The organism is Kordia aestuariivivens (assembly GCF_014397005.1).
Lineage (GTDB): Bacteria > Bacteroidota > Bacteroidia > Flavobacteriales > Flavobacteriaceae > Kordia > Kordia aestuariivivens.
In genome coordinates this window covers 419,303-432,608 of the sequence record NZ_JACGWS010000002.1, presented here as the reverse complement: position 1 = coordinate 432,608, position 13,306 = coordinate 419,303, and the positions used below count along the sequence as shown (strand labels likewise).

Annotated in this window: 14 protein-coding genes; 10 read left to right on the top strand and 4 right to left on the bottom strand. The window is 32.4% G+C overall.

What is annotated here, in order from left to right; translation table 11 throughout:
• Positions 1–90 precede the first annotated feature (90 nt).
• A complete protein-coding gene (locus tag H2O64_RS05305) occupies positions 91–366 on the bottom strand; it encodes an acyl carrier protein (protein ID WP_187561117.1) in 276 nt (91 codons plus the stop codon).
• Positions 367–460: 94 nt separating this feature from the next.
• Between H2O64_RS05305 and H2O64_RS05300 the strand changes: the two genes are divergently transcribed.
• Complete coding sequence (locus tag H2O64_RS05300) at positions 461–1,735, top strand: exo-beta-N-acetylmuramidase NamZ family protein (RefSeq protein WP_187561116.1); 1,275 nt, start codon at positions 461–463, stop codon at positions 1,733–1,735.
• A gap of 42 nt (positions 1,736–1,777) precedes the next feature.
• The gene (locus H2O64_RS05295) at positions 1,778–2,710 is read left to right on the top strand and encodes a hypothetical protein (protein WP_187561115.1); all 933 of its coding nucleotides are present in this window, start codon (positions 1,778–1,780) and stop codon (positions 2,708–2,710) included.
• Positions 2,711–2,829: 119 nt separating this feature from the next.
• Here H2O64_RS05295 and H2O64_RS05290 read toward each other — a convergent pair whose 3' ends face one another.
• Positions 2,830–3,552, bottom strand: a complete 723-nt coding sequence (locus tag H2O64_RS05290) for a helix-turn-helix transcriptional regulator (protein WP_187561114.1) — start codon at positions 3,550–3,552, stop codon at positions 2,830–2,832.
• 125 nt (positions 3,553–3,677) lie between these two features.
• On the opposite strand from H2O64_RS05290, the gene H2O64_RS05285 reads away from it, so the two are divergent.
• The 8 genes from H2O64_RS05285 to H2O64_RS05250 all read left to right on the top strand — a co-directional run bounded on the left by H2O64_RS05285 (position 3,678) and on the right by H2O64_RS05250 (position 9,820).
• Positions 3,678–4,073: a molecular chaperone Tir gene (locus H2O64_RS05285; RefSeq protein ID WP_187561113.1), complete on the top strand. Its 396-nt coding sequence runs from the start codon at positions 3,678–3,680 to the stop codon at positions 4,071–4,073.
• A 13-nt stretch (positions 4,074–4,086) separates the two neighbouring features.
• Positions 4,087–4,812, top strand: a complete 726-nt coding sequence (locus H2O64_RS05280; RefSeq protein WP_187561112.1) for a PspA/IM30 family protein — start codon at positions 4,087–4,089, stop codon at positions 4,810–4,812.
• An 87-nt stretch (positions 4,813–4,899) separates the two neighbouring features.
• Positions 4,900–5,265 carry an adenosylmethionine decarboxylase gene (speD, locus tag H2O64_RS05275; protein WP_187561111.1) on the top strand — a complete coding sequence of 122 codons (366 nt, stop codon included), beginning with the start codon at positions 4,900–4,902 and terminating at the stop codon, positions 5,263–5,265.
• Between the two features lies 1 nt (position 5,266).
• Entirely contained in the window at positions 5,267–6,094 is an 828-nt protein-coding gene (locus tag H2O64_RS05270; RefSeq protein ID WP_187561110.1) for an ion transporter, read from the top strand.
• A gap of 2 nt (positions 6,095–6,096) precedes the next feature.
• Positions 6,097–6,633, top strand: coding sequence for a DUF4178 domain-containing protein (locus H2O64_RS05265; RefSeq protein ID WP_187561109.1), 537 nt, complete (start codon positions 6,097–6,099; stop codon positions 6,631–6,633).
• 6 nt (positions 6,634–6,639) lie between these two features.
• Entirely contained in the window at positions 6,640–7,362 is a 723-nt protein-coding gene (locus H2O64_RS05260) for a hypothetical protein (protein ID WP_187561108.1), read from the top strand.
• Positions 7,363–7,393: 31 nt separating this feature from the next.
• The gene (locus tag H2O64_RS05255; protein ID WP_187561107.1) at positions 7,394–8,263 is read left to right on the top strand and encodes a DUF350 domain-containing protein; all 870 of its coding nucleotides are present in this window, start codon (positions 7,394–7,396) and stop codon (positions 8,261–8,263) included.
• A 24-nt stretch (positions 8,264–8,287) separates the two neighbouring features.
• Positions 8,288–9,820 carry a polyamine aminopropyltransferase gene (locus tag H2O64_RS05250; RefSeq protein ID WP_187561106.1) on the top strand — a complete coding sequence of 511 codons (1,533 nt, stop codon included), beginning with the start codon at positions 8,288–8,290 and terminating at the stop codon, positions 9,818–9,820.
• Here the strand turns inward: H2O64_RS05250 and H2O64_RS05245 are convergent.
• Complete coding sequence (locus tag H2O64_RS05245) at positions 9,817–11,334, bottom strand: NAD(P)-binding protein (RefSeq protein WP_187561105.1); 1,518 nt, start codon at positions 11,332–11,334, stop codon at positions 9,817–9,819. The genes H2O64_RS05250 and H2O64_RS05245 overlap by 4 nt on opposite strands.
• A gap of 14 nt (positions 11,335–11,348) precedes the next feature.
• Positions 11,349–12,890: a polyamine aminopropyltransferase gene (locus H2O64_RS05240; RefSeq protein ID WP_187561104.1), complete on the bottom strand. Its 1,542-nt coding sequence runs from the start codon at positions 12,888–12,890 to the stop codon at positions 11,349–11,351.
• Positions 12,891–13,306 lie beyond the last annotated feature (416 nt).

Sequence of the window (13,306 nt, the reverse complement as noted above, 5' to 3'; positions counted from 1 at the left end):
TTAGGTTGATTAAAATTCAATTCTAAGACAATTTTCTCATAAACAGATAGTTATGAAATAAACTGAATACCCTTTCTTATTCTATTACAATCAATTAGTATTATTTTTCTCTATGCATTCCTTGATAAACTTCTCTATATACTCATACTTCTTAAAATATCGCAGATCCAAACTCCCTACATCAATTTCAACATCAAACTCATTCTCTAATTCTAATATAAATTCTAGAAACTGTAATGAATTCAATCCAATTTCATCAATCAGATCAACTTCATTCGTTAATTCATTTGGCGCTACATTTCTTGACAGAACTTCAGTTAATGCCTTCGCTATTTTTTCTTTTAAAAGATTCTGATTATTATCCATTTTGCACTATATTTATTTCTTTTGCACTATATTTCAATTCTAAAGTCCTAAAATAGGGCATTTGAAAATACTACTATCATTTTAAATACAAATTATGAAATATTTTAGGGTTTTAATAATTTTAGGTCTACTTATAATTATTCCTTTGTTACTTTTTACAAACCTAAAGACCGCCACTCCTGAAAGCGTTGATCAGCATAAAATTCTAACAGCAAATCAGCATGGAGTTTTAACAGTTGATCTGCCTAAAATCCGAACAGGTGCGGATCAAATAAACGAGTACTTACCGTATCTAAAAGACAAAAAAGTGGGGCTTTTAGTGAATACTTCTTCAATCATTGAAAATACTTCTCTGGTAGATAGTTTGCTCTCTCACAATGTCAACATAAAATACATTTTTGGTCCCGAACATGGTTTTCGATCAAACGCGGGTAATGGAGTTTCCATAAAAGATGAAGTTGATCCTACCACAGGAATTCCTATTATATCTTTATACGGAGGAACAAGAAAACCGACAAAGAAGCAAATGGATGAATTGGATTTGATTGTATTTGATATCCAAGATGTTGGTTGTAGATTTTTCACGTATATAAACAAGCTTTATGATATTATGGAAGCTTGCGCAGAAAACAATAAGGAATTGATCATCTTAGATCGTCCAAATCCAAATGGTTATGTAGATGGACCTGTTTTAGACATGAAGCTGAAGTCGGGAATAGGAAAATTTCCAATACCTATAACGCATGGAATGACAATGGGGGAATTTGCACAAATGATCAACGGAGAAGGTTGGCTACCAAATAAAGCCAAATGCAAAATACGCGTAATATCACTTAAAAATTACACACATTCAACGTATTATGAATTACCCGTAAGTCCATCACCAAACCTCAACACGCAACCATCTATTATGCTCTACCCTTCACTATGTTTATTTGAAGGAACAATAATTAGTCAAGGAAGAGGAACGTATATGCCATTTACGGTATTAGGAAATCCTAAATTAAAAGATCAATATACATTCTCATTTACTCCAAAAAGCATCCCTGGTATGAGCACAAGTCCATTACACATGGATAAAACCTGTTATGGAATAGACTTAAGAGATTATGACATTAAACAATTGCTTGAAACAAAGAAAATCAACCTCAAATGGTTAATAGAGTTCTACAAGAATTATCCTGACAAAGAGAAGTTTTTTGATAAATCTCAGAGTTCACAAATGGGAGATTTCGATAAATTAGCTGGCACTGTCAATCTAAAAAAACAGATCATAAACGGAGTCTCTGAAGAAGAGATCAGAGCAAGTTGGGAACCAGAATTGTCGAAATACAAGGTTATGAGAGAAAAGTATGTGATCTATGAATAGGTTTCATGCTTCAATTTCATAATTAATAGATTAAAAAAACAAATGAAAAAAATCGCTTCTCTTTCAGCAATTGAATATGACTTAGGAAAAAGTAAAAATATTGATACGTTAGATTTTTTAAAAAATGATCCGAATCAATTAAATATCTATAAAAAAGCAGGTGCGAATTACTTTGCAAAATCTGAAATATCAAGTATTGAACTTTGCTTTAATGCAATCGAAAAAACGCTCAACGCTACTTCTGTAAAGAAAGATGAAATTGATGTGGTTTTATATGTGTCTGAAAATGCTACAAGAGGGTATCGTATTAATGTAATTGATATCAACAAATTGCTGTTGAGAGCTGGTTTACACAAGGCATTACCAATCGGTATTTCTCTTTCTGATTGTGCTAATATCATCACTGGTTTGCAAGTAGGCGTAAGTATGATTGCCTCAGGAATGGCAAACAATGTCCTTTTGGTCTGTTCTGATATGATAACTGGAGAAGACGAAAAGCGAAAAATGGATCGAGATACCTCAATTTTCAGCGATGGAGCTGTAAGTTGTATGCTAAGTAAACCAGGGAATGGTGACTTTGACATTTGCAGTGTGATCAATGAAAATTCACCATCTTTATGGGCGAAGAATTCAGAAACTCACGAACATGAGTATTCAATGGAAAAATTTAAAATCATTCATCGTATCAGCCGTGCTATCCTTAAGGAGAATACGTTAACCGCTGCGAACATCAAAAAAGTATTTACTAGTAATTATTCACTGCCTACGAATAAATTATTTCTTAGAATGGCTGGTTGTAAGCCAGACAAAGGGTTTTACGATAATATTGGAAGGTTTGGTCACACATTAGCCGGAGATATCCTTATAAACCTTAAAGACTTCGAAAAAGATAACACTATAAATTCTGGGGATACTTTTCTCTCGCTGGTAGATTCATATTCAACTTGTGGAGCTATCGTATTTTGTAAAAAATAAAAAGCAAGGAGATTTGAAGAGATCAAAAACCTCTTAAACAAAAAAAGCCTTCCGTTAAGAAGGCTGATGACACTTACTAATTTATTTAGCAATTTATTTTTTTAAGATTTAAAAGTAAGCTATGATTTTATTTGGCTTAATTGTTCTTCTATTTTAGAAAGTCTTGCGTCTAAATAATTTAAAATATCTAAATCTGAAGTAATAAATAATTTTATTTCAAAGAAAAATTTAACTCCTTTATACGTTTTAATTTCAGTAGTATTTACTAGTTTTATTGATACTGTAGAAGTGCCGCTAATATAGTTCCCTACAATAATTTTATTGGAAGAAACCATTACTACAATTGCGTTTACAGCAGGTTTGGCTACACGCAAACAAATAAGTCCTTTTATGTTTTGGTTATGTACACCTTCAATCAAACCTTTTTTAAAGTTGAAGTAGGTATCAGCTTTGCCTATTATTTTTGGAAAATCAATTTTATCTAGCGTTTGCTTTTTTTCAAAATGCGCCACTAAACTTTTCTTATCTGAGAGTGCATCAAAATCAATATAATTTAATTGTAGTGTATTTTCAGAAGTACTTTTACTCTTGGCTACATCTTTAGTTACCGCTATATTAAAGTTAGTCAACTGATTTACAGTTACATTTTTTGTAAAAATAACATCTAATGATATGCTAAAATATTTAGCTATCTCAATAACCGCATCAATCTTTGGTTCTGCTCTACCTTCTTCATACGCACCGATACTTGCTCTCGTTAAGCCAAAAAGCTCAGCAAACTGTGTTTGACTGTAGCCTTTTGTTAATCTAATTTTTCTAATGTTTGCACCTATTTTAGACATATTCTTTTTGTAATTATTAGGCAATATAATATATTTTTGCTAAAAATATTAGCAATTATAGTTTATTTATTTATATTTGCAATCAAGATCGATCAAAAATTATGTATTTAAAAAACTAAATTAGAATGGAAAACAATTTTCACAAAGTTAAAGACTTTGTTTTAGACTTAGGGTACACCATAAGTAATTCAATTGAGGAAGACCAAATTATTATTATCAATGATGAAGCATCTGGAATTAAAAATTGTGCTATCGGTTGTGCAGATCCGATTTTAATTATAGAGCAATATTTATTGGAATTAAATTCGACATCTTCTGAAGTTTTCCAAAGCCTCCTAATGAAAAATAGAGATATCATTCATGGCGCTTTCGTTTTAGATGAATCTGGAAAGAAAGTCATTTTCAGAGATACACTTCAAATCATGAATTTAGACAAAAACGAATTGGAAGGTTCTTTGAACTCTTTAAGCCTACTTCTGTCTGAGTATTCTGATGAATTAATAAAATTTTCAAGAAATTAAAATCACAAAAAAAATGAGTTTATTTAAAAGACTTTTTACAATAGGTAAAGCAGAAACCAATGCAGTTATAGACAAATTGGAAGATCCTATAAAAATGACGGAACAAGGTATTAGAGACATGAAAAAAGATTTAGAAAACTGTCTAAAGTCTCTTGCTGAAGTGAAAGCCATGCAAATTAGATCAAAAAACGATACTAAAAAAGAAGCTGATCGTGCCGCAGATTATGAGCGCAAAGCTATGTTATTGATTCAGAAAGCAGAATCAGGACAAATTTCTGCTGAAGAAGCAGACCGTTTAGCAAGTGAAGCTCTCAATAAGAAAGCTGAATGTGAAGAACATGTTGCAAGAACAAGTCAACAACAAGAACAATTTGGAAATAATGTTTCAAATCTTGAAAATAGTGTGAAAACATTACGAACTAAAATCAGTTCTTGGGAAAACGAGCTTAAAACATTAAAAGCTAGAGTAAAAGTTGCGACAGCAACGAAAAACCTCAACAAACAAATGGCTAACATAGACTCTTCTGATACTATATCAATGCTAGAAAGAATGAAAGATAAAGTATCTCAAGAAGAAGCTTTGTCTGAAGCATATGGAAGCATTGCAAATGAAACAAGATCATTAGACGATGAAATCGATAATGCAATTGGAAGCGATTCGCAATCAGATTCAGCAAACAGTCTTGCCGCTTTAAAAGCAAAAATGGCAGCTAGTAAAGGAACTAATCTATTAAAATAATACTGATAGATGCATTAAAATTTGCAAGAGAAGGGCAATTGCCCTTCTTTTGTTTTATAAATAAATATAAAAAATATTTTATCTATAATGAATAATGGATTAGGACTACATATTTTAATGGAGTTTAATGAGTGTACTGCTGAAGTTCTTAATGATTTGGTGTTTTTAGAACATGCGATGAACAAGGCTGCAGAAGTTTCAAAAGCAACAATTATAAAGTCAGTATTTCATCAATTTTCTCCTCAAGGAGTTACTGGTGTAATAGTCGTTGCTGAAAGTCATTTGGCTATTCATACGTGGCCAGAACATGGATATGCTGCTGTCGATTTTTTTACGTGTAATTCTGGAATGGATTATATGAAAGCGTATGACTTTTTAAAAGAGCAATTAAATTCAAAAGATCACAGTTATAAAAGTATTACGCGTGGCATTATTAAAACTACAATAAGTTAATATGAGCTATCAAAGTTTCAAAAAACGAACTTATGAAATTTTAGAAAAAGGAACGCCTGATGACAAATGGAGTCACAGAGTAGACGTTTTTATTATATCCTTAATCTTACTAAATATTCTAGCGGTAGTTTTAGAATCTGTCTTAGCAATAAGAGAAAATTATCAACAAGTTTTTAATTATTTTGAAATATTTTCTGTTATTATATTTAGTATTGAATATCTTTTTAGAATATGGTCTATTACTGAAAATAAAAAATATCAAAATCCCATAAGTGGTCGATTAAGATACTTATTTTCATTTTACAGTCTTATTGATTTAGTTGCGATCTTACCAGCGTATATTCCATTCTTTATAGGTCTCGACACAAGAGTTGTAAGAGGTATACGTATCCTTCGATTATTCAGAATTTTAAAACTATCAAGATATAATAAAGCCTTTAGCCACTTAAAGCAAGTGATTCAATCTACTAAAGAGCAATTGGCTATTTCTCTTTTTGCTGTATTAATGTTGCTTGTTATATCGTCTACATTAATGTATTATGTAGAAAACGAAGCACAACCAGAAGCTTTTTCCAGTATTCCAGCAACCATGTGGTGGGGAGTTGCGACACTAACTACCGTTGGATATGGAGACGTATATCCTATAACTGAAACAGGAAAATTAATGGCTGGCGTTATTGCTATCTTAGGAGTAGGGTTGTTTGCGCTCCCAGCAGGTATTTTAGCAAATGGATTTGGAAGTAACTTAGAACATAAAGAAGAAAAAAACCACAACGACGAAAGACCTTGCTTTTGTAAACATTGTGGAAAAAAAATAATAGAAGATTAATTATGGGATTATTCAGTTTTTTTAAAAAAGATAAGTCAGCTATAAAAAATGATTTTACATTAGATGAATTAAAAAAAGGATTTGTAGTAGACTATTTCATGAAAAGTTGGGAAGTCACTAAAGTCTATCTTTATGATTGGGGAAATAATTTTTTTGCCCGTGAATATTTATTAGATTCGGGAGATGAAACACTATATTTATATGTAGAAGATGATGATGGCTTAATTTGCTCTATTTGGAATAAAATAGATATTACCGAAATAGAACCCGATTTATTTAAAATGATTGTTGCTAATGATGACGCGCCTAGTCAAATAACGTATAAAAATGGCATATATACCAAGACAGAATCTAGTCAAGGACATTGCAACGAAGAGGGAGAAGATGAAGAAACGTATACAGAATTGGTAAACTGGACGTATAAAAACTCCAAAGAAAAACACTTTATTTCTGTCAGTAGAACTGGGGAAGAAGAGTTTGATGTTTCATATGGAGAATATGTAAAAGATATTGAATTCTCAAATATCCTTCCAATCTAAAATAATATGATGATAAAACTAAACAATCTAAAATTAATTATGTTACTGACTTTAGTGTCCGTAATATTATATGGATGTGGAGGCAAAGAGTTTAAAAAGACTCCTTTAGATAACTATATTGTAGAATTTTCCAATGAAAAAGAATTTTCTATCATCTTACAAGACATGGATGTTGATGGTACTTTCTTTAAAACCTACAAACATAAATATAGAATCATAAAACATAAAGAAGAGGAAGGTGAAGATGCCCCATACGAGGAAACTACAGATTGGGTAGAAGTAGGTGAAGATTTTTTCTGGAAAAATGAAAACAACTTAGGTATGTCTGTGCTAGAAAAAGATGCAGAGGGAAAAATTTCGAAAGTCTCAGCGCCTCCAGGTTACAAATATGTTGGCGATAAAAGATATGGTGAATGGCGTACTCATAATGGCGGTAGTTTTTGGGCATTTTACGGACGCTATATGTTTATGAACCAAATGTTTGGAATGATTCAACGCCCTGTATATCAAAGAGATTATAATACCTATTCATCTGGCGGATATTATGGTAGAAGAAATTATTATGGTCCAAAAACAGGAAGTAGCACACTTTACGGTACAAACTCAGCTGCCACAAGAAAAGCGAATCCTAATTTTTTCCAAAGGCGTGCTTCAAAATCTGGATGGTCATCTTCAAAAAGTCGTTCAGGCAGTAGTAGCAGATCCAGAGGGTCAGGATATGGTAAATAATTTTCAATCATGAATCTAACATAACACGCGTATGGAATTCAATATTTTAGAAACAATAGACAGTCTTGTAGTAGCAGTAATATATCTTGTTGTTAGTTTTGCCCTTTTTTTTATTGGTAAAATAATATATCAACTTATCCATAGAAGTATCAATGTTGATGATGAACTCGTAGAGAAAGATAATTTAGCATTCTCGTTTGCCAATGTAGGTTATTATATTGGACTCGTGCTCGTAATACTAGGAGTTTACTCAGGTGACGGAATCTCTCACATTACGGAGGACCTTATTGATGTTGCCGTTTATGGATTACTTTCTATCATTCTATTAAATCTGTCTGTCATTATTTCAGATAAATTAATTCTAAGAAAATTCTCTTTAAAAAAGGAAATTATAGAAGATCAAAATGCCGGAGCAGGTATCATTGAAGGTTCTTTCTGTGTTGCCAATGGTCTTATTCTTTATGGAGTAATGTCTGGTAATGAAGATAGTTTTATTGAAATTATGATCTTGTGGGCTATCGCTCAAGTTGTTTTTATGCTCGTAGGTTTTGTGTATAATCTTATTACACCTTATAATGTACTAAAACACATTGAAAAAGATAATGTTGCCGTAGGAATTGGATTTTCAGGAGCAGTGATTGCCATTGCTAATCTTGTTCGTTTTGGGATTCAAATGGAAGCAGATAACTGGATACTTGTTGGTGAAAACCTACTCTTAGAAACTGGAATCGGATTATTAATGCTCCCGATAGTCAGGTTTTTAACAGATAAAATTTTACTTCCTAAAAGAAAACTTACCGATGAAATCGTAAATCAAGAGAAACCAAATATCGGAGCAGCAGTAATAGAAGCATTTGCGTATATTGGAGGATCTTTACTTATTTGTGCAAGCTTTTCATAAGTTTTCTAATTTACTTCTACAACAATGAAGAATAAGGGACTTTGGCTTAAAATTGCCATTTTTGCAACAGGAATATCAGGACTCGTTTCGGAATTCATTTTATCTACGTTAGCATCCTATTTTATTGGTGATACCATCATTCAATGGACAATTGTGTTATCGCTCATGCTCTTTGCTATGGGATTAGGTAGTCATGCAAGTCGTCTGGTCAAAAAGAACTTACTAACGACCTTTTTACTTATTGAATTTTCGTTATCGCTTTTAATAAGCTTTGCTCCACTCCTGGTCTATTCTTTAGCGGCAAAAACCGAATTTATTCACATTCTCATTTATGGACTTTCATTATTGGTTGGTTTTTGTATTGGCTTTGAAATTCCTTTGGCTACTAGATTAAATGAAACCTACGAACCGTTAGATAAAAACATTTCCAACATCTTATCCTGGGATTACATAGGAAGTCTTGTTGGAGGATTATTATTTGCCTTTTGGGGATTGCCGTATTTAGGAATTACCAACACTGCTTTTGTGTTTGGGTTTTTAAACTTTGGAGTCGCTTTGTTATTATTGTATAATTTTAGAGCTTTAATTTTCAAAGAAAAAAAGTGGCTTATTGGTATTGCTTGCTTTCTAATGGTGATCATTAGTTTTGGATTTGTACTATCTGAAAAGATCATTTTATACAGTGAACAATCACTATACAAAGACAAAATTGTATATCAAGAACAATCAAACTATCAAAAGATTACGGTTACACAATGGCAGGAACATTATTGGCTGTATATCAACGGGAATCAGCAGTTAAGTACGTTTGATGAATTTCTGTATCATGAACCGATGGTGCATCCTGTAATGGCGCTTACGCCCGAACATAAAGACATTCTAATCATTGGCGGCGGAGACGGCTTCAATGTAAAAGAATTATTAAAATATGAAGATATACACAAAATTACGGTTGTCGATTTAGATCCAGCTATGACCAAACTTGGTAAAGATTTTGAAGGATTGGTGAAGTACAATGAAAAATCACTTCATGATGCAAAAGTCGATATTATTAATGATGACGGCTTTACCTTTTTAGAAAAGCGGAATCATTATTATGACCTTATTATTATTGACCTTCCCGATGCAAAAAATATTGAACTCAACAAGTTATACTCACTTGAATTTTACCAAATGGCGTATCAGTCACTGAGACCAAATGGTCATCTAATAACGCAAGCTGGAAGTCCATACTACGCAACAAAAGCATTTTATTGTATTGACAAAACGATGAAAGCCGCAGGATTTAACAATCTACAATTACACAATCAGGTATTAACTTTAGGAGAATGGGGCTGGATTATTGGAAGTAAGAAATTGACAAAGCAAAAAATGATCAACATCATGGAAAATGCTTCGTATAAAAACCTCAACACCAAATGGTTTACTAACGAAACCATCAAATTGATGACTTCCTTTGGAAAACCTATGATTGATACGACTGGCGTTGAAATAAACACGATAAATACACCCGTACTTTACAGATATTATTTAGATGGGAATTGGGATTTGTATTAGTATATAATATTTTTAGTAGCCTGAATTCCCGAATCCATTGCGTCAAAAAGTAAAGGTAATCTCCCTGTGTCAACTCCGGCAAAAGCCAAATTATTAGTAACTAATTCCCTTGTCTTTGTCATGTATCCTGGTTTAGGAAGTGGCATTGCATGACCCAACAATTTCACATACGCTTTCTTCACATGCTTGCTCACATCTTTTCCGTAGTAAAGCCCTATTTTTTTTAAGGCATCATGCACGATGCTTTTATGTGTTTCTTCAAACTTCTGAACTACATAATGATGCACATCTGGAAAACAATAATACACTGTTAACACTCTGCTTTTAGTAGCGTTCTGAACTTTTGAATCTACAAATCCTAAGAAAGAAGGATCAGGTGACATAAAATCATTTTGCCATTTTGTGTTTTCAAGAATGATATCATCAAGTTCAAAGTTAATAACTACCCAAGGTGTATACGATACATCACTGAAAGTAGGATACGATTTTGGATGCACATATTTCAATGCGTTTTTTTGCCCAGCATAAATAACATTTTTAGCAATGATGCTTTTTTTGGTCATATTTTTAGTATCCAAAACATCAACCAACCACGTATCTTTTTGTTGTTGCAAACCAAATACTAAATGATTACAAAACAGGTTTTTAGCATCTATTTTTTTCATCATTTTCTGAATGAAATAATAATTTCCTTCTAAAGGAGAAAATAACTCAACATGACGTTTTTCATCTTCTTCATACGGACGACATTTGTAATAATGGATTCCTGCCAATGCAGAAATTTGCTTGGATGTTCCTCCATAATCATCCAATAATTGATAATCAATTGCCTCTATAAAATCGGAAGTAATAGGTAGGTATTTGTTTAGATAATCAAAAAAAGTGATTTTATCCAAATGATTCCACTTAGCATCAATCAGTGTTGTGGGCAACGGAAATTCATTATCATACACCTCAAACAAAGAAAACATATTTTTTCTTAATTCAGATTTAGGCAAAATAGTAGGTTTCATCTCGCCATTTATATAACAAGCTTCTTCTTTCTGTTTGGGAATAAGGTGTTGTTTCTCAATAAATTCCCATTGATTATTGATCGAACTAAATGAAATAATATTTAATTTTTCTAATAACTCCAGTCCTTCGTTACCAAAATTAGTAGGATACGCCAAATCGTAATGTGCACCTTGTGTATAGAGTGATTTATTAATTGTAATAGCTCCTGAAGTCCCACCAATATCGGCACCTAATTCACAAATCATAAAATCGTTTGAAGCTAATGAGCACGCTGCTGAAAGTCCTGCTATTCCGCCGCCAACAACCAGTGTTTCGGTTTTTATGATTTCGGAAACAGGCATAGAAACTGCTGAATGTACCAAATGACCAATGGCTCTATTAGAATCTAACTGAATTGGAAATTCGTATTCTTTTTTTTCAAAAAAATCCTTTTCGCTGTTTCTACATGCGGTTAATATTAATAAACCACCTCCAATACTTAAAAATTGCCGCCTGTTCATTTTCAATTCAGAATTTAAAGAAATTTAACCCATGTTCCATCTAAATAATAGCGGTACAACACAGGATTATGAATTGTATTCACTTCTACACCATCTGCATTTATAAGATCTTTTCCAAAAGAAGTCATTAATTTTATAGACTCATTCGTAATCCATTCCACATTTATGTCATCAAAATTTGCTTCTAAAAGAGCTTCTTTTATTTCGTCACTACTACTCTGTTTTGATCCTATAACCCAGCCCCATTCTCCAAATGAATACACATGATTATGAATTGGCAATACTTGAAAGCCCGAAGCAGCAATTGTTTTTTCGATGGATCGAAATGCTTTTGTGGTGTAATAAGGACTCACTGCCTGCGTAACGATATGACCAAACGGACGTAGCCTTCTGTTACAAAGCCTATAAAACTCTTTTGTGTAAACTCTGTTTAAATCAATACTTTTTGGATCTGGAAAATCAAGTATCATCACATCATAAAAGTTATCATTATTTTCAAGAAACTGAAAAGCATCCTGATTTACAACTTTCACTTTGGGATTGTGATAGGCACTATCATTCATTTTTGTGAAAATTTCATTTGACTTGCCTATGCGTGTCATTTCGGGATCAATATCTACAAGTGTAATCTGTTCTACACTTTTATATTTTAAAACTTCTCTAATTGCGCAGCCATCGCCTGCGCCAAGAATTAATACATGTCTCGGATCTTTCGTAAGCTTCATTACTGGATGCACTAATGGCTCGTGATATAGAAATTCATCAAACGTACAAAGTTGTTTACTAGAGTTTAAATACAGCCAATAGTGTTCTTTCCATTGCGTAATGGTTATTTTTTGATAGCGAGTTTCTTTAGAAAAAACCACTTTATCATTATATCGTTTTTGTTCTCCATAAAGTACAATTTCATCTGAGTTATAGCTCAAAAATAATAATATGCACGTTATTGTTGGTATGGCGATCGCAAATGAAATTCTATACGTTGGATGAATATATTTTTTTAATCTGAAGAAAAGCGCAATTGCTACCAGAAGGTTGATACCTCCAAGTATAAATGGCGTGTGCGTTAATCCTAAATATGGAAGTCCAACAAAAACAAAGAACAAACCTCCTATAAGGCTGCCGTAATAATCATTTTCCATGACGCCGGCAATATTAGTTCTTAGCTCTTCATTTTCTTCATTTATCCGTATCACGAGTGGTATTTCCATACCTATTAACAGACCTATTGCAATGCTAAATCCGTAAATTATAAATCCAATATGTTCTGTTTGGCCCATTAAAAAATAGGTAGATAAAGCGGCTGTAGAAGCTAAAAGCGACAGTGCAAATTCAGCAATAAGAAACTTTTCTAAAATTTTTGTGCTAAAATAGGTGCTTATTCTACTTCCTAATCCCATAGAAAACAACATAATAGAGAGTATCATTGTCCATTGAAATACAGAATCGCCTAAAAAATAGGTAGCTAATGTGGATAGAATATATTCAGCTACAATTCCTGAGAGTCCCGTAGCAAATAGCGCTAATTTTAAAATTTTAGATTTATTATTTTTCAACCTGTTTACGTTTATTTCATAAAAGAATCAGTTCATTACGTACTGATTCAAACTCTTCATTTTTTACGTTTACTCATATACCTAAACAACTTATTTTCATTGATCTAATACTAGAAAATTTATCAAATGATTCTCGATACGGATACTTCTTATTAAAAAAAGACTGAGACTGTTTCAGAAGAAAAATGATTAAAATCAAGGTTAAGTAAATCAATAATTATAAAAGATTTATTTCAACAAACTTAATCAAATTTCACATGGCTACAAAACAGTTTTAGATTAGTTTCTGCCGTCAGTGAAGATGTCAAATCTTAGCTTCTCGTTCTTCTGAGAAAGTTCTTAAAAAGCAGCATAGGACTTAAAAACTGTAACTAAAATAATCAATGAAGGTACTCTAAGCAAAAATGAAGAAAATT